Genomic DNA, 21,258 nt, shown 5'->3' with positions numbered 1-21,258 from the left:
AATTACAGTGAATCAACAGTATCCCTTTGGGATAGGTCTCAAAGCCTTATTGCGCAATAAAAACCGGAACGCTAACCGCATGGCGCAACTTGTTAACTGTCTCTCCAAATACAAAGTCTTTGACACCGGTATGGCCGTGGCTCCCGACGACCAATAGATCAGCCTGATATTTTTCGCAGACTTCAGCAATGCTCTTGATCCGATTGTTGTATCCCAGTTCATACTCCGTTTGATGCCCTTTGGACAACAAAAAATCCGCGTAGAGCTTCAAGCGTTCTAAATCCTGCCGGGACTCAAAATCATCGGTGGACTCACCGGTATATTTAACAGAGGCACTTTCGACAATATGAACCACCACAAAGCTGGTATCGGGATGTGACAGCTGCAGGGCATATTGGATCACCTTTTGGTCCGAACTCGAAAAATCCAGCGCAATTACCACTTTCTTAAAGGATCCTTTGTCCTCAAAGTGCAAAGCTTCAAATGGGGGGTGTATTTCCAATTCGATCGGTTTTGATTTACGCAAAATGGGGATCAATACGGTCATAATGAGCAAAAAGAGCAGACCAACAGCCCCTAGAATCAGTAACACCGTGACCAAAAGATTGTTTGCCTCCACAATCCAGCCAGTGACCTCATCGTAGACCAATTTAAAATTAAGTACCGCAATCACAGCAGCAATTAGCCAGGCGAAAGCTTTGGTCAGCGGTTTAATTGTAAAGATCCCCATCTTGGTCTTGTCACTGACAAAGTGAATCAGCGGAATCACCGCAAAGGCCAGTTGCATGCTCAAGATCACTTGACTAAAGATCAATAGCTGCCCTACCCGGCCCTCGCCAGAGATCAGAATCACCAGCACCGCAGGTATAATCGCCAATAACCTTGTAATGATACGCCGCAGTGTCGGACTGATCCGCAGACGCAAGTAGCCCTCCATCACGATCTGTCCCGCTAAAGTACCTGTTACCGTTGAACTCTGTCCTGCCAGAATCAATGCTACAGCAAATAGTTTCGAGGCCCATTCCGTTCCTAGTAAATTACCCAATAAGTGGTAGGCGTCCTCCAATTCAGCGACATCGTGCATCCCATTTTTATGGAATACTGATGCTGCCAGGATCAGAATTGCGGCGTTGACCAAAAATGCAAGATTCAATGCGATGGCACTATCCCAAAAATTATACTTTAATGATTTACGTATCGAGACTTCATTTCGGTCGATCTTCCGGGTCTGCACTAGGGCCGAATGCAGGTAGAGGTTATGTGGCATCACGGTGGCACCGATAATACCGATTGCGATGTAAAGTGCGGCACTATTGGGAATACTCGGGATAAAACCCGTTGCCACCTCCGCAAAATCGGGCTTGGCCAAAAACATTTCTACCATAAAGCACATACCGATCATAGATATCAACCCGATAATAAAGAGTTCCATCTTGCGCATCCCCAGTTTCTGCAAGTAAAGCAGTAGAAAGGTATCGGCAAAACTGATCAGTACTCCCCAGATCAGGTCGATACCGAACAGCAGATTGAGACCAATAGCCATCCCAAGCACCTCGGCTAGATCACAGGCTGCAATAGCGATCTCAGCGAGGACATATAGCACAAAATTCATGCGCTTGGGATAGGTCTCCCGGTTGCATTGCGCCAAATCCTTTCCCCGTACAATGCCCAACCGTGCACAGAGGTTCTGCAGCAACAGCGCCATAATGTTGCTCATCAACAACACCCAGATCAAAGCATAACCGAATTGACTGCCCCCAGCAAGGTCAGTCGCCCAATTGCCGGGATCCATATAGCCCACACTGATTAAATAGGCCGGTCCAAAAAAACTGAGTACCTTTTTAAATTTGGATTTTCCTTGATTGACATCCACACTTTCGTGAATGTCGGATAATGATTTATGATGGGAGTCGTCGTGATGCATAGCTTACATTAGGACAATATCTTTTTATTGCTAGGGCTAAAGATAAAAAGCTTTACAGTATTAGACAATTAAACAGTAATATAATTAGAATTTAAATGAAAGTTGTCCCGAATTTTCTTTCGACTGATTCCCGAATTTGACAAAGTTAACGGGTTCGTACTGCCCGATATCCGGATTAAACCTACGGATATGCACACCGGTACACATAAAATTCAAGTCTACCGAGCGCAATAGTTTTTTTGCAAATTCGAGTCGCTCTTGCTCCAACCGGCGAGCGATGGAGATATGTGGCTCATCACTGATCTCGATCAGATCAAACCGGCCAAGGACCTGCACAATCTTTCGTGCCTTTTCCCTTAGGTAGCTACGGGCATGTAATGAAGGACCAATGTAAAAGGCCCCTCCAGCAAAGGAAGAAAAATGATCAAAATACACATACTGGCTACGCTCATATAACAGCGCTTGTTGCAACACAGCAATGGCCTCTGCCAGGGTACCGTCATTCCCCGCAAAGGCACAAATGGTCACATGAGCTTTGGAATTGCAGCTGTGGTACCAGCCCTTGTCCTTATCGGGAAATTCTTCTGCCAATGCCGCCCGCAGGCGTTGCTTAAAACCATCTACCAATATTAATCCAGCTTCATCAGGCTGAAAAACAAACGAATATTTACTGACACTACCCTCCATAACAAGAAATCACCTTTTGATCAGTAGGTAAGATACCAAATACGGTGGAGATAACAAAACGGCATCACTCCTATGCCTGACCTTTAGCCCAACGATTGCAGCAGCTCCGGTCGCGTTGAAGAGCTTACCACCCAATTCCATAATCTTCCCCATTATTGCTGCTACCACCCCAGAGTGTGCCATGCTGCTGATCGAAATAGATCGCATTGATCGGACCACTGTTACGTTCGCCCAATTGGATGCTGTAGCCCATCTTTTCAAGCTTTTCGATGACTTCCTTGGCTGTACGTTTATCGAGCAGCAAACTTCCCGCGCGCGGTTTTCGGTCATCTAATTTGGTGCCACCCAAAGAAAGCCACAGCTGATTGCTGTTGATATTAGGGGCTTCGCTGGCTTGTTGCGGCGTCATACCAAACTCTACCGTGTTTAGAAAGAATTGAAGGAGGTTTTGGTCTTGTGTGTCACCACCTTGCACCGCAAAAGAAAGATACGGTTTTCCATCTTTTAACGCTAAGGATGGCGTAAGCGTTACACGTGGCCTTTTACCTGGTGCGACTACATTAAACGGATTGATCAAGGAGTCAAGCACAAAGCTTTGCAAGCGTTGGCTCATCCCTATCCCCGTATTCCCTGCTATACAGGCCGGTAACCAGCCTCCACTTGGTGTAATCGAAACAACCCAGCCTTCTGCATCCGCTGCCTCCACGCTTGTCGTACCACGCAGTAGCCGATCCATATAAACACTATCTGGTGCCGCTGATGCCCAACGAGCTGTATCTCGTATGGACTGCAGGGATGGTGCAAAACTCACGTCGTGTTTGGGTACAAAATCCTTCTTTAATTCGGTATTCGGCATGAATCGTTTGCTCCGTTGCTGAAGCAGGCTGGTAAAAGGATTCTGCTTCCCTTCATAAGGGTATGGATCACCGGGAAGTACCTGTGGATTATTACGCTGTGGGTCAATAGTCGCCGCCCGCGCCTTGGCATAGGAATCGCTTAGCAGACCGCGAATAGGTGCTTTTGGTTTGAAATAAGGATCACCATAATAGAAATCCCGGTCAGCAAAGGCCAAATTCATGACTTGATAAAGCGTATGGATATAGGGTGCTGAATTATACCCCATAGCCTTTAGATCAAAATTTTTCAGCAGTTGCAAACTCTGCAACATAGCCGGCCCCTGTGTCCATTCTTGTAATTTATAGACATCAATGCCCTTATAATTGACCTCTAAAGGCTCTTCTTCAATAGGCTTCCAGTTTGCAAGGTCTTCTTTGGTGATTAAGCCCCCCTGCTCCTTGCTCCCGCGGACGAATTCATCGGCTATATCGCCTTTATAGAAGCGGTCATAGGCGGCCATAATCGCTGCTTTTCGATCCTTTCCTGCCGCAATAGCCTTTTTTTCAGCTTCAACAAGCTTGGTTAGTGTCCGGAGCAGATCTTGTTGCACAAAGAGCTCCCCTGCTTCGGGCGCTTCCCGTTCCTGACCTTGATGGACGAGGAAGACTTTTTTGCTGTATGGCCATTCTTTGATGCGTGCTTTACCACGTTCAATACTGTTGGCTGTCTGCGCATCAATGGGGTAGCCTGCGGCCATTTCTAGTGCTGGTGCCAGCACTTCGGCCAAACTTTTCGTTCCATATTGTGCCAGCATATAACATAAACCACCGGGGGTACCTGGGGTAACGGCGGCAAGGGGACCGTATTCGGGCGGGAACTCATAACCTTTTGATCGAAAGAAATCAACTGTAGCTCCAGTCGGAGCGACCCCTAAGGCATTGATGCCAATCACCTTTTTTAATTTGGGGTGATAGATCAACGCCTGCGTCTCCCCACCCCAGCTGAGTACATCCCACATGGTGCAGGTTGCAGCAAGCATCGCACAGGCAGCATCTACCGCATTGCCTCCTTGATGGAATAGCCGTGCACCGGCAGTGGCCGCCAACGGCTTCCCGGTAATCGCCATCCAATGCTTACCATGCAATGGGGGTTTCTCAGTGCGTTGTGTCTGTCCCTGAACCTGTGCAAGGTTGGCCAGGACTGCTACAAAGGCCGTCAATAGTGTATATCTTCTTTTCATCCGTTTCATGAATTAGCTTTTGATTTTTCCTATCACAAAACATGTATTGGCCCAGTGCCCGGCTATTTGGTTCCTTTGTATTGTAACACAGAGCTACCAGACAGGTTAGCGCAATACAGTATTTGCACGATTTATCAATGACAAGATAGGAAATTTTTAAAAACCAAAAACAAAAAGCCCATACCAACCGAAGTTGATATGGGCTCTCTTTACGGCCTTTTTGACTATGGACCTACCAATAAACTGAATACAAAGCTGTTACCAATAGGGCAACAATCAATGTTCCGATCAAAAATGCTTTATGTGGTTTAAACATCGTCGTGTCTACTTCCAAACCGGAAGGCACCACACCACGCTTGTTGTCAATCAAACTGATAATGATCATACCGATAATACAAATGGCAAAGACAAAGCCCATGCGGTCCAAAAACGGAATTTCGTAAACTCCAGTTGTCGGATTTGGAATTGAAAACCCCGTCGAAGCCAAGAAAGAAAGATCTGCCCAATCCGGTAATTTTTTGAAAATAATGGATAAGATAAATCCGCCGATCGTCGCAAATAAGGCTGCATTTGAGGTCGTCTTTTTCCAGAAGAATCCTAAGATAAACATGGCAAAGATACCTGGTGACACAAATCCCGTGTACTCTTGGATATATTGAAATCCACCCTTCTTGTCGATACCCAAATGTGGCGCGATGATCACGGCCAGAATCATGGCAACAACAACTGTCAGTTTACCAATATTGACCAATTTCTTGTCAGTAGCCTCTGTATTGAATACTTTCTTATAAATATCCAGCGAAAAGATTGTGGCGATGCTATTTGCCTTACCCGCCAATGAAGCAACTACCGCAGCAGTCAGTGCTGCAAATGAAAGTCCTTTCAGACCTGACGGCAATAGATTCAATAAAACAGGATAAGCATGATCTGGGTTTACCTCGCCATGTTGCATCATTTCATTTTGGAATAATCCATCTTTCCACATCACATAAGCGGCAATACCCGGCAATACCACAATAATCGGCATCAGCAACTTCAAGAATGCAGCAAACAAAATTCCATTACGTGCTGTCTTGAGATCAGCGCCTAATGCACGCTGTGTGATATACTGATTACAGCCCCAATAGTTCAGATTTACAATCCACATACCACCGATCAGAACCGTAAGTCCCGGTAAATCCAGGTAGTTCTCGTTTTTACGATCCAGGATCATATGGAAGTGGTCAGAAGCTTTCTCCGTCATCAGGTGATAGCCCTGTAATATACCCGAACCACCGTAATGTTCCGATACGAGATTCAATGCCAAATAGGTTGTTGCCAAACCACCCAACACCAAAAAGAATACTTGAATAATATCCGTATACCCAATCACCTTCATACCGCCCAAGGTAATGATAACGGCAAAAATAGCAATAGCATACATACATGCTTCCAGACTAATACCCGAGATACTGCTGACAGCAATGGCTCCCAAATAAAGGATAGAAGTCAGATTGACCACAACGTATAACAGTAACCAAAAAACGGCCATAATCATGGCGACAGTACCATTATATCGCTTATGCAAGAATTGGGGCATGGTAAAGATCTTGTTTTTGAGGTAGACCGGTATAAAAAACACCGCAACCACAATCAAGGTAATCGCTGCCATCCATTCGTAAGTCGCAATCGCTAGTCCCATCTTGAAGCCCGAGCCACTCATACCAATAAATTGCTCCGCAGAAATATTGGATGCAATCAGGGAGGCTCCAATGGCCCACCAAGTCAGGGATCCTTCAGCAAGGAAATAATCCTTCGAGCCTACAGATTCTGACTTCTTACGATAATACACCCATAATCCATAGCCTGCAACAATGACAAAGTATATCAGGAAAACGATGTAATCTTTTGTACTTAAATAATTATTCATGTGTTGGTAATTGGTTTAATTTGATCGCCTAATATAGAAATATTTTGAATAACTATATATATCTATTGATCAAATTTTCTAAATACTCCTGTCTACCACTAATCGTTTGCGGTTCACCTAACTCAACTGCTAAATCCCTTAAGCCTTCTAAGGTCAAGGTTCCTTGCTCAAAAGAAGCCCCATTGCCACTGTCGAACGAAGCATAACGGTCGGCCCGTATTTTGCGGTATTCAGAGTCTTCCAAGATGCGTTCGGCGGTAAGCAAAGCTCTTGCGAAAAGATCCATTCCACCGATATGTGCATAGAATAAATCTGCCGGGTCAGTTGAATTGCGGCGTATTTTGGCATCAAAATTAACACCTCCGCCCTGGAAGCCGCCACCTTCTAAAATGATCAGCAGGGATTCAGTCAATTCATTGATATCATTCGGAAATTGATCGGTATCCCAGCCATTTTGATAATCACCTCGGTTGGCATCAATGGAGCCTAATTTTCCAGCATCAATCGCGACCTGCAGCTCGTGCTGGAAGGTATGCCCTGCTAAGGTAGCATGGTTTACTTCAAGATTGAGTTTGAAATCGTCCAAAAGATCATATTGTCTTAAGAAACCCAACACCGTGGCAGCATCGTAATCATATTGGTGCTTGGTCGGTTCACATGGCTTTGGTTCGATAAAGAATGTGCCTTTGAAGCCATTTTTACGCGCATAATCCTTCGCTAGGTGTAAAAACTTGGCAAGATGCTCCTGTTCACGTTTCATATTGGTATTGAGCAAGCTCATATAACCTTCTCTTCCACCCCAGAACACATAGTTTTCACCACCAAGGGCAATTGTTGCATCCAATGCAGCTTTTACCTGTGCAGCACCATGCGTCAATACCTGAAAATCTGGGTTGGTTGCCGCTCCATTCATGTAACGCTTATGGCTAAAAAGATTGGCTGTACCCCAAAGCAGCTTGATGCCACTCGCTTGCTGTTTCTCTTTGGCGTAATCCACGATTGTTGCCAATCTTTTTTCATTTTCCAGCACATTGTCGGTATAATCTACCAAGTCCACATCATGAAAACAGTAATATGGAATATTCATTTTGCTGATAAATTCAAAAGCGGCATCCATTTTGTCCTTTGCACGTGTGATTGCATCTGGGCTCTCATCCCAAGGAAATTTGTGCGTAGGACCGCCGAACGGATCCGAACCATCACCATTGAACGAGTGCCAATAGGAACAGGCAAACTTAAAATACTCTTCCATGGTTTTACCCGCAACCACTTGCTTCGGATTATAATAACGAAAAGCAAATGCATTTTTACTTTCTTTTCCTTCAAATTCGATCTGTGCGATCCCTTTGAAAAACTCTTTTTGTCCTTTAATAATATTCATTTTTATTTGGTATTGATTTTAATTTTTAATATTTCCTTCCATTGTTGATAATTTTCTTCGTATTGTTCCACATGTTGGGGCTCCACGGTATACACAGGTTTCAAAGACTTAAAAGCTTCCGTGAAATTCGCATAATAACCATTACCGATTCCTGCACCCATGGCTGCCCCAACACTGCCGTCATGATCGTATACTTCTACGGGAACATTAGTCGCTCCTACGAATGCGTCACGGAATACCGGACTTAAAAATAAATTGGCATTGCCGGCACGGATCATCTGTGGATACAGGCCATTCTCACGCATAATATCCAAGCCATAGCGAAAGGCAAAGGCAATCCCTTCCTGAATAGCCCGTAAGATATCGGATGTTTCATGTCTATTCAGGTCAATGGATGAGATCGAAGCACCTACCAGTTGGTTATTCAACATGCGTTCGGCACCATTGCCAAAGGGAATAACCTGCAAGCCTTTGCTCCCAATCGGCGAAGTAGCCGCCATGGCATTGATCTGATCGTAGGATAAATCTTTTCCCAAAAGTTTCCTGCCCCAGCTGTTCATAATCCCGGTACCATTGATACAGAGCAATACGCCGGTCCGAATCTCATCATTCCGATAGTTGACATGGGCAAATGTATTGACTCGGGATTCCCGATCGGCAATCAGCTGATCGCTCACCCCGTAGATCACACCTGATGTACCCGCTGTGGCTGCTACTTCACCGGGTTGTAATACATTCAATGAAAGCGCATTATTTGGTTGATCTCCGGCCTTATAGTTGATGGTCACTGTGGATGAAAGCCCCAGTTCTTCGGCCACTGCTTTCTTGATTTGACCATGCTCGGCAAAAACAGGTAATATTGACGGAATCAGCTTGGGATCAAAACCGTAATAGTCCATCAGCGTAGTTGACAGCTCATTTTGTTGAAAATCCCAAAACACACCTTCCGATAATGCAGAAATGGATGTACTGATCGTCCCCGAAAGTTTCATGGCAATAAAATCGCCCGGAAGCATGATCTTATCAATTCGCTGATAGATTTCGGGCTCATTCGCCTTAACCCAAGCCAGCTTGGAAGCGGTGAAATTACCCGGAGAATTGAGATGGTGCTTCAGATTGAATTCTTTTCCGATCTCTTCAAACGCTTTATTACCCAAGGTAACAGCCCGGCTGTCACACCAGATAATTGCATTGCGCAATACCTGCTGATTTTTGTCGACGACAACAAGGCCATGCATCTGATAGGCTATACCTATCGCCGTAATTTGTTTCGGATCGTACAGTCCCGTGGCATTTGCCTTGGATAGTGCCTGCTTGAAATAGGCCCACCAATCCAGGGGATCCTGCTCTGCCCAATTGGGTTGTGGCGAATTAATCGCAGCTTCAACAGCAGGATACTGCGCTGAACAGACTTTTCGTTGTGAGGATGCTTCGACAATCGAAACTTTGACCGAAGAAGTACCAACATCTATACCTAAAAAATACATCTGATTTTTTTAAAACTGGTTATTTAAAACAATAAGCGGAAACAACATTGCAACCGGTTGCATAAAAGTAGGATATGTTTCTGAATTTTCCAAAATATTCAATAAAATTATTTACTTTGGGGCGTGAATAAAAAAACAACGATTTATGATATTGCACGAGCGCTTGGAATCACGGTTTCAACGGTGTCCCGTGCTTTGAATAATGTACCTACGATCAGTGATGCTACACGGCAGCTGGTCCTGGCGAAGGCGAAAGAGCTCAATTACAGTGTTAATAAAATTGCCTCTTCACTCTCTTCGGGCAAGTCCAATACCATTGGCGTTATCGTCCCTACGATGCAAATCCATTTTTTTGCGGAAGCTGTTCACAGTATTGAAAAAGAATTAAAGAAACATCATTATAGCCTGCTGCTCTATCAGTCGAACGAATCCTATATGGATGAAGTAAATGGCGTAAAGACCTTATTGGAGGCTCAGGTTGACGGAATCATCGCTTCCCTTTCTCTGGAAACCCAACAAATTGAACATTTTCAAGAAGTTATCAAACAAGGCAAGCGCTTGATTATCTTTGACCGTACACACAAGGATATTGCGGCTCCTGTCGTCAAGCTGAATGACTTTGAAGCAGGCTATCTCGCGACCATGCATCTGATCGAACAAGGTTATAAAAAAATTGGATTTATCACCACCAACAAAGAAATTGCTATTTTTCGGGATCGTTTTAGTGGTTTTGAAGCTGCTTTGAAAGAAGCTCATCTCCCTCAGCTGGATGAGCTCATTGTCCGGGGTGAGCTTTCTATTGAAGCGGGAGTAAAAGGAACTCAGCAGATCTTGCAATCTTCCATCAAGCCGGATGCCATTATTGGTGGAGACGACTTTACTGCTGTGGGCATAATTCAAGCGCTTAAAACCGCCAAGATCGATATCCCCAAAACGGGTGTGATTGGTTTTGCGAATCAGACTTTCTCTTCGTTTATTACACCGACCTTGTCCAGTATCGATCAACAGGCAAATAAAATGGGAGAAGAATGTGCCAAACTCTTTCTAAAAATGGTCAAACAAAAGGATCCCTATGCGGATATTCAGCAGGTTGTGCTTGACCCGATCCTGATAAAAAGAAAATCTACCGGCGGAATAGACAAATAATTAATACCTTTGGTCTTGGCCCTGTCCTGGGCGCCGCACTGACGGGAACATTAGCATCGTTTATCCCGAATATCAACAAAGGCTCCAGCTATCTCGCTCATCTTCCCGCGGCCATCTATTGTGGCGCTTTCGTAGGCATGTCCAATTCACAAGTTGCACATGGCTTTTCTTTTATTCTGACCGCAAGCGTGTTCACAGCAGTCTTTCTGGTCATTTCAAAAAGTCTACTCAATGGGGTCGGTGGCAAACTCGGCACATTGGCTTTTTTAGGTGTTTCACTAACCTATTTATTGCTCTATCTTTTCAAATAACATGAAAACATTTATGCTATACCTTGTCGGAATTATTGGAAGTACAGCGACATACTATGTCAATGCCCGATACAAACAGGGGGCTGTGCGATCCTCTGCCCTATTGACGTTGATTGTATCTGCTTTCTTAAGTTTCTTTCCACAGCTATTGTCCAAGTATCTAACACAATATATTCCGGCCATATTTATCGGAGCATCCTTTATCGGTATGGTTTCCAAAACACGCTCTCTACTTATTTTGGCCTCGGCTTAGCGGGTGTGATCTTCACGACCATCTTACTCAACACCAGCAAGTTTTTCAATGGCTATGGCGGTGCATTGGAGACATCGGCCTGTATATCGCTGCTCGTGGTATTGAGTATCCCCTATTTTAAATCACCCAGAAAAATGACGGTCGGTTTTCTGCTATTACGCAAAACAATCTTAAAAAAGGGCGCAGGAGAATGAGAAGAGGCAGTGATTTATCGAAATAAGACTTAGATTTGTCAAAATAATATAGGTAGATTTACTGTATCAATGCGAACAGAATTATGCAATAATACCGTCGAATTTAACGCAAATAGACTTGCTGCAATTATATAACAGAATTAAATGTACTTATAGGGCTGAATTTACTGCAATAACTAGTATAACCACATGAAACCATTCTTTTTTTTCTTCTTCATTCAGATCTTTCTGACCGAAACTTTATCCGCACAAAAAAATACGATTCAGCTGTTGAATCAAGAACGGAACAGCAGCTATCGTGGATTGAACGTCGTCGATGATCAAACAATCTGGATCAGTGGAAGCAATGGCACAGTCGGCCTGAGCACCGATGCCGGAAAAAACTGGCAATGGGTGAACCCCATTGGTTATGAAAAGATCGACTTTAGGGATATTGAAGCCTTCGATGAAAATGAGGCGCTCATTATCTCTGCTGGTTCTCCGGCTTTAATACTTCGCACGACTGACGCGGGCAGAAGCTGGAAGGAGGTTCTGAAAGATACTCGTCCCGAAATATTCTACGATGGATTCTCCTTCACTTCCAAAGGTATTGGAATCGCATTTGGTGATGCTATCAATGGAAAGATGCCGCTATTGAAGACGATAGATTTTGGACAGACCTGGAAGGATATATCCGTCAACCTAACATACACCATCGCGGATGGCGAGGCTGGTTTTGCAGCCAGCGGTACCTCTATCTTTAGTCTGCCGACGGGGGATTTCTGGATCGCAACAGGCGGAACGGTGTCAAATATTTACAGCAGCAGCGATCAAGGCGAGACCTGGCAGCGTTACAGCTGCCCAATCGTGCAGGGACAAAATACTACCGGACCTTTTTCCATTGCATTTCGTTCGCAAAAAAACGGCATCGTCGTCGGTGGAGATTACCGGAATGACAGAAACAGCGAAAAAGCCTGTTTTCTGACCCATGATGGTGGCAAAACCTGGCAGGCATCAAGTCAGCCTATATCGGGCTTTAAGTCAGCAGTGATTTATCTTTCAAGCAAACAGCTTATCTGCACCGGAACCTCTGGAACTGACCTATCAGATGATCAGGGAAAAACATGGCATAACATTTCCCCAGAAAGCTACAATGCGGTACAAAAAGCAAAAAAAGGGAAAGCTGTTTTTCTGGCCGGGGATAAAGGAAAAATAGCAAGGTTGGTCCAATAGGTCAACCTTGCTATTTTTTGAGCTTCCTGCTTTTGGTACCGAATGTGAGGTACCTGAAGTCTTTTTTCCGGTTAATCAGCTTATCTGCGTGACAGCCGCGACTCTTCCAGATCTAAAGAATATTCCAGTTCTTTGATTACATCGCTATCATATTCTTTGCTCTCTTTCATCTTCGCTAATCCATCGCGACGCAAAGCAAGAATTTCCAGCATAATTTTGTTATATAACCCCCGTACAGCTGAGAGTTGCGCCCGGGTATCCTCTTCCTTCGCACGTTCGGAAGCATTCACACTACGGATAAGCTGCTCTTTCACCCGTGCTATGGTTTCAGACTCCATCATTTCCTTGGCATAATGCTTGTCGAGATAAGCAATACAATCCTTACCAAGCCTGACACGGATCTCGTCAATCTGTTCTTCGACTGACACCTGCTCATCAACTTCATCAATTTTTATTAATTTAATCAACAGGGGCAATGTAAGCCCTTGAAAGACCAACGTGACCAGGATCACCACAAAAGTGATAAACAAAATAAGGTTACGATGAGGAAAAGCTGTACCGTCATATAAGGTCAGGGGAATGGCCAGGGCTGAGGCAAGCGAAACAACGCCCCGCATACCGGCCCAACCTACGACCAAAGGCAGCTTCCATCCAGGCCCCTTTTCTTTGGTCCGGACACGTTTGAACAATAAGCGTGGCACAAAGGCAGAAAGATAGACCGCTACCAAACGTAGTACAATGACAATAACGCAGATCGCTAGGGAATAATCGATGGCTTCTTCCATGGAATATTCACCCAGGCCATTAATGATGACGGGAAGTTCGAGCCCGATTAGGATAAAAACAAAGCCATTTAACAAAAAGCCCACAGTTGCCCATACCTCCTTGGTTTGAATACGGGTATGATAGTTCAAGTAGTCACCTGCCCGGAAGGAAAGGAATAAGCCGCCACTGACGACTGCCAGAACTCCTGACCACTCAAAATGCTCGGCGACGATATACATCAAGTATGGGGCAATCAAGGTAATGGGCGTTGATATGCTGGAGGACTTAGCTACGTAACGCAAAAAGAAGTATAAGATATGGCCAATGACAAGTCCAACAACAACACCCATGACGGACAGGACAAGAAATTGCGTTGTTGCTGTTCCCATTGCAAATTGGCCCGTTAGAATAGCGATAGACGCAAACCGAAACACCGTCAAAGAGGCCGCATCATTAACCAGGCTCTCTCCTTCCAGGATCGCAATGCCGCGTTTAGGTATACTCACTCCCTTTAACACCGAACTTGCAGCGACGGCATCTGGTGGAGAAATTATACCACCCAGCAAAAAGCCCAGCGCTAAGGTAAATCCCGGAATAATACTTACGGAAAAATAGGCAATCGCCAAGGAAGTGAAAAACACGAGGCCGAATCCCATAATAAAAATAGACCGGCGCCATTTCAAAAAATTCCCCCAATTGGTATACCAGGCTGCTTCAAAGAGTAATGGCGGTAAAAATACCAAAAAAACAATATCAGGATCTATACTGATTACCGGTGCTCCAGGAATGAGGGAAATACCCAAGCCGCCAATAACCAATAAGATGGGATAAGATATCTTTAACCGTTGGCTGAGTACAAATAACATCGCCATAAAGAAAAACAGCACCATGACCAGCAGTAGGTTATTATGTATCTTTTGTCCCAGCTTTCCATCTACGGCAGATTTAACATCCTGATAAGGTGTAAGCAGCGATAGGCTATACTGCCTGATCTTCCAATCACCAGCAATCTTGCTCATGACACCAGTGCCGCGAAAGAATTTGGTATTGATGTTAAAGGTTTCATCAAACCAGGCAACCGTACTATCGGCATTAAAACGGATATCCCTATGCTGATAAGTATAGTTCCATCCGTATTTAGGATTAAAATACCGTTCTGAGAAAGCGTCGCTATGGTTTTTATCCCAACGTTCTTGCCGGTCTGTGCCCAATATCACTGCATCCGCTGCCAGCGAGTTGACAAAAGGACCAAACTTCACTTCACCAGAAGATTTATGCCAGGCATCCAAAGTCGCATTGATCGTATCTACCGGCCCCTGCGCCTTTAAAGGAACTGTAAATAACACCAGACAAAAAAAACAATAAATCGCAATAAAAGTCTTTTTAATCATAAATTATGATAACATGTTTTAATTTGTGGAAATATATTTCCATTTAGATCATAAAACAAAAAGCTGCAGATGCAGCTTTTTGTTTTTATTTAATTATTTCTTCGATCTCGCGAATAATCTTTTGTGCAATCTGCTCAGCAGCTTCGGGCGTCGGGCCTTCGGAGTAGATCCGAATGATTGGCTCGGTATTGGATTTACGTAAATGCACCCATTCATTTTCAAAGTCTATCTTCAGGCCATCAATTGTACTGTGCTCTTCGTTTTGATATTTCTCTTCCATTTTAGCCAATAGATGATCAATATCCAACTCCGGTGTCAACGTGATCTTATTTTTGGACATGAAATATTGTGGTAGTGAAGCTCGGTACTCCGAAGCTTTCTTGCCCAATTTAGCCAAGTGCGTCAAGAAAATAGCCACACCTACCAAGGCGTCGCGGCCATAATGCGATGCGGGATAAATGACACCACCATTGCCTTCACCACCAATCACCGCATCCACTTCCTTCATTTTAGTAACCACATTGACTTCACCAACAGCTGCAGCATAATATTCGCCGCCATGCGCTTTGGTCACATCACGCAAGGCACGTGTAGAGGATAAATTGGAAACAGTATTACCCTTTTTATGCTGTAAGAGATAATCCGCAACCGCCACCAGTGTATATTCCTCACCAAATAGCTCACCGTCTTCCATCATAAATACCAAACGATCCACATCTGGATCGACAGCAATGCCTAAATCAGCTTTATTTTCGATTACAGCAGCAGATAAATCGGTCAAATGTTCTTTTAACGGCTCAGGGTTATGTGGAAAATTACCATTGGGCTCACAATGGATTTTATAGATTGTCTGTACACCAAGAGCATCTAACAATGCAGGAATAAATGTTCCACCAGTACTATTTACCGCATCCAAAGCTACTTTGAAGTTGGCTGCTTTGATTGCCTCTTTATCGACGTATTCCAAGGCTAATACAGCATCTATATGTTTTTGTAAGTAGGAATAGTCTTTGTGTACTGAACCAAGTGCTTCTACTGCTGAAAAATCAAAATCCAGGGATTCTCCGAGGGCCAATACTTCCTGACCTTCCGCATCCGAAATAAATTCACCCTTAGCATTTAACAGTTTAAGTGCATTCCATTGCCCTGGATTATGCGAAGCTGTCAGAATAATACCGCCAGCGGCTTTTTCCAAGGGAACAGCAATCTCGACTGTAGGTGTTGTCGACAATCCCAAATCAATCACATCGACACCGATACTTTGTAAGGTTCCGATAACCAGATTGCTGACCATTTCGCCAGAAATGCGGGCATCTCTTCCGACCACAATTTTCTTGATTCCACTTTGCTTGACAATGATTGTTCCGTACGCAGCTGTAAATTTAACAATATCGATTGGCGTAAGCCCTTCTCCTGCACGACCGCCTATCGTACCACGTATTCCTGAGATTGATTTAATTAAAGTCATTTCCTTTGAATTGATTAACGTGTAAATTTAGCATTATGGCAATAAAATATCGAATTAAAATTATAATTATTGAATATTTAATGTATCTTTGTTGCAACAAAGTTGTTTTTAAAAGAAACAATCGTTTGCAATGAAATTATTTTTACTTTTGAAAAGCGAGTTTTTAAAAGTTTGGGAATTTCATTGTAATCAACAACATTTATGATTCAACAATTAGTACACATCGATCAAGAGATTTTTCTTGCCATCAACCAGGGCTTGAGTAACCCCGTATTCGATTGGCTGTTGCCTATATTGCGTAATCCATATACCTGGGCTCCCTTATATCTTTTCCTGATCATTTTTTTCATCAAAACGTATGGAAAAACGGGTATACTGATTGTAGCAATGACCTTGATTACTTTTGGTATATCCGACGGTATTTCATCTCATTTGATCAAAAAGACAGTTAAGAGAATCAGGCCCTGCAATGATGTGGAGTTTAAGGAGAATGTCAATATCCGGGTACGTTGCGGCTCGGGGTTTAGCTTTACCTCCTCACACGCGGCCAATCATTTCTCCTTGGCTTTCTTCTGGATCGTACTTTTCCGCAGAAGATGGAAATACGTCCTTTGGCTCTGTATTGCCTGGGCATTCCTAATTTCGGTCTCGCAAATCTATGTTGGTGTTCACTACCCTTTTGACATACTCTGTGGCTCAGCGCTGGGCATCCTGGTCGGACTGGCTACAGGCTATTTGTTTAAGCGGTTTGTACCAAGCTTTTTTAAAACTGAACAAGTATAATGAATTCAATTTTATTGATTTTAATTTTATTCATACCTGCATTTGCAAGTGGAATCGCTGTTTTTTTCGTACAGAAAAAAGGAACAAATTTTTTAAAATTGATCCTTTCTTTTAGTGGAGCTTATTTATTCTCCATTACGGTATTGCATTTAATTCCACATGTTTATCAGTCGACGAATACTTCACCCGAGATATTGGGCATCTATGTACTCGCTGGCTTTTTGTTCCAGTTATTCCTGGAACAATTTTCTCAGGGAATTGAACATGGACATATCCATACCGAAAACGAGCATGGTCATCACAGCCATAGTTTTCCGATCGGTATTATGTTTAGCCTATGCCTCCATGCCTTTTTGGAGGGAATGCCGCTAGCAGCAACACATCAAACCGAACTCGCATTGGGTATTTCAATCCATCATATTCCGGCAGCATTTGCCTTAGGCAGTATCCTGATTAGCACACACCTGAAAAAAAATACAATTATTATCACACTTGCCTTATTTGCAGCGATGACGCCATTTGGATTTCTATTGAGTAAAGCCATTAGCGCTGGTGAGGTGGGTAATATACAGCAGTATTTTGATAAGATTATGGCTGTGGTTATCGGTATATTTCTTCATATATCCACGACCATATTGTTTGAGTCCGGATCTATCGATCATCATAAATTCAACAAAAAGAAAATGATTGCAGTGATTACCGGGGTAGCCATTGCCTTGGCAAGCTTTGCATTCGCCGGTGAACACGATCATGCGCATGGTCATGGCGAAGGAGACCATCAAGAGCTGCATGATCATGAACATCATGACCATGCACACTAGTTAGCCTCTGAGTTTGTCCAATAAAGCGCTGAGTTGTATGGCTTCATCTGCTGTGATTCTATCGGATAAGATATCCGTCATCAACATCGGTTCCTCTAGATTCTCAAGTATCTTCAAGCCTTTATCTGTAATAAACAGATCAACAGCACGTTTATCACCATCGGATTGACAGCGGGACACAAGTCCTTTGGTAACCATTCGATCCATCATCCGGGAGATATCTGGCGTTGTGCTCAACATTCTGGATTTAATCAGGTTGTTGGTTGCCGGTTTTGGGTATTGACCCCGTAGGATACGCAAGACATTAAATTGTTTCAATGTGATCCCCTCTGCGGCTGCCCTTTGTTCAAGTTCATTATTTAACCAATTGTACGTGTATAGGATGTTCACTGTACAACGATGCCATTCATTACTGAATTTACTTGCTTTGATTTCGTCCTCGATTTTCATTTTGGTTGATAATTAATCCCTTTTTAATCGTAAAGATAGCTGATTTTTGCGCTAAATACATAACTATGACATTAGAATCATTCTAAATGACAGAAAATCTGTATATTTGAAGGATATTAAAAAATAGGTAGATGCGTAATAAAAGTAGCTTAGATAAGCTCAAAAAAGGGGAAAAAGCGGTGATTATTGATTTTGATTCGCACGATATTCCAGCCAAATTTTTCGAACTCGGCTTTGTGCCTGGTACAGAAGTAGAAGTGAAACATATCGCACCTTTAGATGGTCCTATATGTTTAAATATTATTGCTAATAACGCCTTGATTGCCATTCGCAAATCAGAAGCTAAAGTCATCCTTATCGATCAGAAATAATGAATAACCCGATTATTGCACTTTTGGGTAATCCAAATGTGGGTAAAACCTCTCTTTTTAACCGGATTACAAAATTAAATCAGAAAGTAGGAAACTATCCTGGCATCACCGTAGAAAAACGTGAAGGACAAGTTAAAGCTAACAACAGGACCTATCGCATTATCGACCTTCCGGGGACTTACACCTTGTTTCCTAGCTCAATGGATGAAGAAGTCGTCTTCAATACCCTGGTCAACAAAGAAAATAGCTTTAGGCCGAATCTCGTTGTCGTCGTCGCCGAACCGACCAACCTAAAAAGGTCGATCATCTTATATCAACAGGCACGCGAGCTTGGACTTCCGGCCATCTTTGTCATTAATATGATCGATGAGGCCAAAGAAAAAGGAATAAGCATAGATATCGCAAAGCTCGAGCAGCTACTCAATACAAAAGTATACGAAACAAATGCGCGCACAGGACAGGGGATAGACCAGCTGATCAAAAACTTTGATGCTGTACCACCAATGTATATCAGTAAGTTTCAGTTGCCGACAATAGCCAATGAGGCCTTGGATGAAACCAAAAGGCTGTTTCCTCTAGATACAGAATACCATACTTGGCAGTATCTGGCTAAAGGTGAGGTTTCGTTTTTATCCAAAGAAAAGAACCTTGCAATTCAGCAAATTCGTGACAAGTACCAGCTAAAAGCGGAGAAACTTCAAAAAGAAGAGGCTATCCTTCGGAGCAAATCCTTAGATCATAGCTTATCCGAAATTTATACCAAGGACGATGCTTTCAACAAAAATAAAACCAACGCAATCGACAGGATATTATTGCACCCAATCTTCGGTTACCTGATCTTCTTTGGCATCCTCTTCTTGATTTTCCAGGCAATTTATACCTGGTCAGGGCCAGCCATGGACTTTATTGATGGTCTTTTTGGTGATCTTGCGGCGTATACCCAAACGATTTTGCCAGCAGGTCCCCTGACGGATCTGTTGAGCAATGGTATCATCAAAGGTATCGGTGGTATCGTTATCTTTATTCCCCAGATTGTTATTCTCTATATTTTTATTTCCATTATGGAAGAAACTGGCTATATGAGCCGTGTGGTTTTCCTCATGGATCGTTGGCTCAGACCTTTTGGATTAAATGGAAAATCGGTCATTCCGCTGATTTCTGGTGTCGCCTGTGCGGTACCGGCGGTCATGTCCGCACGTAATATTGAAAATGCCAAGGAACGACTGGTCACGATACTGGTTACACCATTCATGACTTGTTCCGCTCGACTCCCCATTTACATCGTATTGATCGGATTGGTTATCCCTGACACCAAATATGCCGGATTTCAATTGCAGGGTATGGTTTTATTTGTCATGTATCTCCTGGGGATATTTGCCGCATTGTTTTCAGCTATCCTGTTGACTAAAATTATTAAATCCAAACACAAGTCCTTCCTCATATTTGAGCTTCCAACCTATAAGTCTCCGGACTGGAAAAATGTCGCTTTGAATGTATGGGAGAAAACGGCAAGTTTTGTGTTCGGCGCAGGTAAAATCATCTTGGCGATCTCGGTTATCCTTTGGGCACTGGGCAGCTTTGGTCCAAACGACAAATTCAGCAATGCAGAAGCATATGTGACCCAAAACAACCCTAACCTTTCGGTCGAAGATCTTGACCATGAGATATCTTCTTTCCGCCTGGAGCATTCCTTCCTAGGTTATCTTGGCATGGCAATTGAACCTGTCGTAGCACCCCTGGGATATGACTGGAAAATGGGAATTGGTTTGATCTCCTCATTTGCGGCAAGGGAAGTTTTCGTGGGAACAATGGCCACTGTATATAGCCTTGGAGACGAAGTTGATATCGAAGATGAAGCAACCAAGACAACCGTATTGAGCAAAATGCGAAGCGAAATTAACCGGAATACGGGCTTACCGGCCTATAATTTTGCTTCCGGAATATCATTGCTGTTATTCTATGCATTTGCCATGCAGTGCATGAGTACAATAGCAGCGGTAAAAAGAGAAACAGGTTCGTGGAAATGGACCTTAATTCAAGTTGGTTTTATGACGGGCCTGGCTTATTTCAGTGCCTTGATTGCGTATCAACTATTAAAATAAATTGACACGTTGTGCAAGGGCTATCTATCGATTAAAACTTTCATAACCTTAAAAATCAAAGATCATGGATAATTTAACAGTACAATATCTCATCGTTGGAATTTTGGTGTTAGCGGCTGTATGGTATGTCGTTAGAAATGTCCGCAAATCGCTGAAAGGTAAATCAAGTTGTTCCAAGGGTTGTGGATGCAGCTGCGGAACGGTGGAAAAACCACAAAAAGCAAATTAATTTACCTTTTACTGTATCATTTACAAACAAAATTTCGTTCTCAGGTAGAGTGGCCGAAAATCACACTAGCTACGAACAAAAGAAACGCTATCATTCTCATGGTAGCGTTTTCCATTAAAAAGCATCTTTCAACAGAATAAATAAACTTTACCTCCCGATTTCAGCAAAAAGCAAAGCCGAAGGTGCATAAAATACCTAAGTGTTTTATTAACTTTATGCGCTTGGTCAAAATACCATAGTAACAAAAGCAATAATTTGTGGTACTTTGCAGCTAAACTGCTTTGCATCTTGATCCCA

At 43.2% G+C, this 21,258-nt stretch carries 19 protein-coding genes; 10 read left to right on the top strand and 9 right to left on the bottom strand.

Annotated features, from left to right (window positions below; genetic code table 11):
• Positions 1–46: 46 nt before the first annotated feature.
• The 6 genes from HPC41_RS04065 to HPC41_RS04040 form a co-directional block, all read right to left on the bottom strand.
• A complete protein-coding gene (locus HPC41_RS04065; RefSeq protein ID WP_172392698.1) occupies positions 47–1,924 on the bottom strand; it encodes an Nramp family divalent metal transporter in 1,878 nt (625 codons plus the stop codon).
• A gap of 84 nt (positions 1,925–2,008) precedes the next feature.
• Complete coding sequence (locus tag HPC41_RS04060; protein ID WP_172392697.1) at positions 2,009–2,611, bottom strand: 2'-5' RNA ligase family protein; 603 nt, start codon at positions 2,609–2,611, stop codon at positions 2,009–2,011.
• 124 nt (positions 2,612–2,735) lie between these two features.
• Complete coding sequence (locus tag HPC41_RS04055) at positions 2,736–4,688, bottom strand: gamma-glutamyltransferase family protein (protein WP_172392696.1); 1,953 nt, start codon at positions 4,686–4,688, stop codon at positions 2,736–2,738.
• Between the two features lie 232 nt (positions 4,689–4,920).
• Positions 4,921–6,597, bottom strand: coding sequence for a sodium/sugar symporter (locus HPC41_RS04050; protein ID WP_172392695.1), 1,677 nt, complete (start codon positions 6,595–6,597; stop codon positions 4,921–4,923).
• Positions 6,598–6,649: 52 nt separating this feature from the next.
• The gene (gene xylA, locus HPC41_RS04045; RefSeq protein ID WP_172392694.1) at positions 6,650–7,978 is read right to left on the bottom strand and encodes a xylose isomerase; all 1,329 of its coding nucleotides are present in this window, start codon (positions 7,976–7,978) and stop codon (positions 6,650–6,652) included.
• 2 nt (positions 7,979–7,980) lie between these two features.
• A complete protein-coding gene (locus tag HPC41_RS04040; RefSeq protein ID WP_172392693.1) occupies positions 7,981–9,465 on the bottom strand; it encodes a xylulokinase in 1,485 nt (494 codons plus the stop codon).
• Positions 9,466–9,588: 123 nt separating this feature from the next.
• Between HPC41_RS04040 and HPC41_RS04035 the strand changes: the two genes are divergently transcribed.
• The 5 genes from HPC41_RS04035 to HPC41_RS04020 all read left to right on the top strand — a co-directional run bounded on the left by HPC41_RS04035 (position 9,589) and on the right by HPC41_RS04020 (position 12,581).
• Positions 9,589–10,611, top strand: a complete 1,023-nt coding sequence (locus HPC41_RS04035) for a substrate-binding domain-containing protein (RefSeq protein ID WP_172392692.1) — start codon at positions 9,589–9,591, stop codon at positions 10,609–10,611.
• A 137-nt stretch (positions 10,612–10,748) separates the two neighbouring features.
• Positions 10,749–10,922, top strand: coding sequence for a hypothetical protein (locus HPC41_RS04030; RefSeq protein WP_172392691.1), 174 nt, complete (start codon positions 10,749–10,751; stop codon positions 10,920–10,922).
• Position 10,923: 1 nt separating this feature from the next.
• Positions 10,924–11,175 (top strand): hypothetical protein, encoded by a 252-nt coding sequence (locus HPC41_RS25275; RefSeq protein WP_246250379.1) that lies wholly within the window; start codon positions 10,924–10,926, stop codon positions 11,173–11,175.
• Between the two features lie 5 nt (positions 11,176–11,180).
• On the top strand, positions 11,181–11,369 hold the full coding sequence (locus HPC41_RS25270; protein ID WP_246250376.1) for a hypothetical protein: 189 nt from the start codon (positions 11,181–11,183) through the stop codon (positions 11,367–11,369).
• 189 nt (positions 11,370–11,558) lie between these two features.
• On the top strand, positions 11,559–12,581 hold the full coding sequence (locus HPC41_RS04020; RefSeq protein WP_246250374.1) for a WD40/YVTN/BNR-like repeat-containing protein: 1,023 nt from the start codon (positions 11,559–11,561) through the stop codon (positions 12,579–12,581).
• A gap of 80 nt (positions 12,582–12,661) precedes the next feature.
• On the opposite strand, the gene HPC41_RS04015 is transcribed toward HPC41_RS04020, so the two are convergent.
• Entirely contained in the window at positions 12,662–14,737 is a 2,076-nt protein-coding gene (locus HPC41_RS04015) for a Na+/H+ antiporter (RefSeq protein ID WP_172392690.1), read from the bottom strand.
• An 85-nt stretch (positions 14,738–14,822) separates the two neighbouring features.
• On the bottom strand, positions 14,823–16,205 hold the full coding sequence (gene glmM / locus HPC41_RS04010) for a phosphoglucosamine mutase (RefSeq protein WP_172392689.1): 1,383 nt from the start codon (positions 16,203–16,205) through the stop codon (positions 14,823–14,825).
• 201 nt (positions 16,206–16,406) lie between these two features.
• Between glmM and HPC41_RS04005 the strand changes: the two genes are divergently transcribed.
• Both HPC41_RS04005 and HPC41_RS04000 read left to right on the top strand, forming a co-directional pair.
• On the top strand, positions 16,407–16,988 hold the full coding sequence (locus HPC41_RS04005; RefSeq protein WP_172392688.1) for a phosphatase PAP2 family protein: 582 nt from the start codon (positions 16,407–16,409) through the stop codon (positions 16,986–16,988).
• Positions 16,988–17,809 (top strand): ZIP family metal transporter, encoded by an 822-nt coding sequence (locus HPC41_RS04000; RefSeq protein ID WP_172392687.1) that lies wholly within the window; start codon positions 16,988–16,990, stop codon positions 17,807–17,809. The genes HPC41_RS04005 and HPC41_RS04000 overlap by 1 nt, the downstream gene beginning before the upstream one ends.
• Here the strand turns inward: HPC41_RS04000 and HPC41_RS03995 are convergent, their stop codons facing one another.
• Positions 17,810–18,259, bottom strand: coding sequence for a MarR family winged helix-turn-helix transcriptional regulator (locus HPC41_RS03995; protein ID WP_172392686.1), 450 nt, complete (start codon positions 18,257–18,259; stop codon positions 17,810–17,812).
• A 131-nt stretch (positions 18,260–18,390) separates the two neighbouring features.
• Here HPC41_RS03995 and HPC41_RS03990 point away from each other — a divergent pair, with 131 nt between their 5' ends.
• From HPC41_RS03990 to HPC41_RS03980, 3 genes are all read left to right on the top strand, one after another.
• Positions 18,391–18,630, top strand: coding sequence for a FeoA family protein (locus HPC41_RS03990; RefSeq protein ID WP_165305813.1), 240 nt, complete (start codon positions 18,391–18,393; stop codon positions 18,628–18,630).
• Positions 18,630–20,732 (top strand): ferrous iron transport protein B, encoded by a 2,103-nt coding sequence (feoB, locus tag HPC41_RS03985; protein WP_172392685.1) that lies wholly within the window; start codon positions 18,630–18,632, stop codon positions 20,730–20,732. Before HPC41_RS03990 ends, feoB begins: the two co-directional genes overlap by 1 nt.
• 64 nt (positions 20,733–20,796) lie before the next feature.
• Positions 20,797–20,961, top strand: coding sequence for a FeoB-associated Cys-rich membrane protein (locus HPC41_RS03980; protein WP_172392684.1), 165 nt, complete (start codon positions 20,797–20,799; stop codon positions 20,959–20,961).
• The last annotated feature ends 297 nt before the right edge of the window (positions 20,962–21,258 follow it).

Source organism: Sphingobacterium prati (assembly GCF_013167215.1).
GTDB lineage: Bacteria > Bacteroidota > Bacteroidia > Sphingobacteriales > Sphingobacteriaceae > Sphingobacterium > Sphingobacterium prati.
This window is presented reverse-complemented; position numbering and strand designations above follow the sequence as displayed.

Bases quoted from the DNA above. Each gene is read 5' to 3' on its own strand.
- HPC41_RS04020 (WP_246250374.1), top strand. From the start codon at position 11,559: ATGAAACCATTCTTTTTTTTCTTCTTCATTCAGATCTTTCTGACCGAA.
- HPC41_RS03990 (WP_165305813.1), top strand. From the start codon at position 18,391: ATGCGTAATAAAAGTAGCTTAGATAAGCTCAAAAAAGGGGAAAAAGCG.
- HPC41_RS04050 (WP_172392695.1), bottom strand. From the start codon at position 6,597: ATGAATAATTATTTAAGTACAAAAGATTACATCGTTTTCCTGATATAC.
- HPC41_RS04060 (WP_172392697.1), bottom strand. From the start codon at position 2,611: ATGGAGGGTAGTGTCAGTAAATATTCGTTTGTTTTTCAGCCTGATGAA.
- xylA (WP_172392694.1), bottom strand. From the start codon at position 7,978: ATGAATATTATTAAAGGACAAAAAGAGTTTTTCAAAGGGATCGCACAG.
- HPC41_RS04065 (WP_172392698.1), bottom strand. From the start codon at position 1,924: ATGCATCACGACGACTCCCATCATAAATCATTATCCGACATTCACGAA.
- HPC41_RS25275 (WP_246250379.1), top strand. From the start codon at position 10,924: ATGAAAACATTTATGCTATACCTTGTCGGAATTATTGGAAGTACAGCG.
- HPC41_RS04040 (WP_172392693.1), bottom strand. From the start codon at position 9,465: ATGTATTTTTTAGGTATAGATGTTGGTACTTCTTCGGTCAAAGTTTCG.
- HPC41_RS04005 (WP_172392688.1), top strand. From the start codon at position 16,407: ATGATTCAACAATTAGTACACATCGATCAAGAGATTTTTCTTGCCATC.
- HPC41_RS03980 (WP_172392684.1), top strand. From the start codon at position 20,797: ATGGATAATTTAACAGTACAATATCTCATCGTTGGAATTTTGGTGTTA.
- glmM (WP_172392689.1), bottom strand. From the start codon at position 16,205: ATGACTTTAATTAAATCAATCTCAGGAATACGTGGTACGATAGGCGGT.
- HPC41_RS04000 (WP_172392687.1), top strand. From the start codon at position 16,988: ATGAATTCAATTTTATTGATTTTAATTTTATTCATACCTGCATTTGCA.
- HPC41_RS04055 (WP_172392696.1), bottom strand. From the start codon at position 4,688: ATGAAAAGAAGATATACACTATTGACGGCCTTTGTAGCAGTCCTGGCC.
- feoB (WP_172392685.1), top strand. From the start codon at position 18,630: ATGAATAACCCGATTATTGCACTTTTGGGTAATCCAAATGTGGGTAAA.
- HPC41_RS03995 (WP_172392686.1), bottom strand. From the start codon at position 18,259: ATGAAAATCGAGGACGAAATCAAAGCAAGTAAATTCAGTAATGAATGG.
- HPC41_RS04030 (WP_172392691.1), top strand. From the start codon at position 10,749: ATGTCCAATTCACAAGTTGCACATGGCTTTTCTTTTATTCTGACCGCA.
- HPC41_RS04015 (WP_172392690.1), bottom strand. From the start codon at position 14,737: ATGATTAAAAAGACTTTTATTGCGATTTATTGTTTTTTTTGTCTGGTG.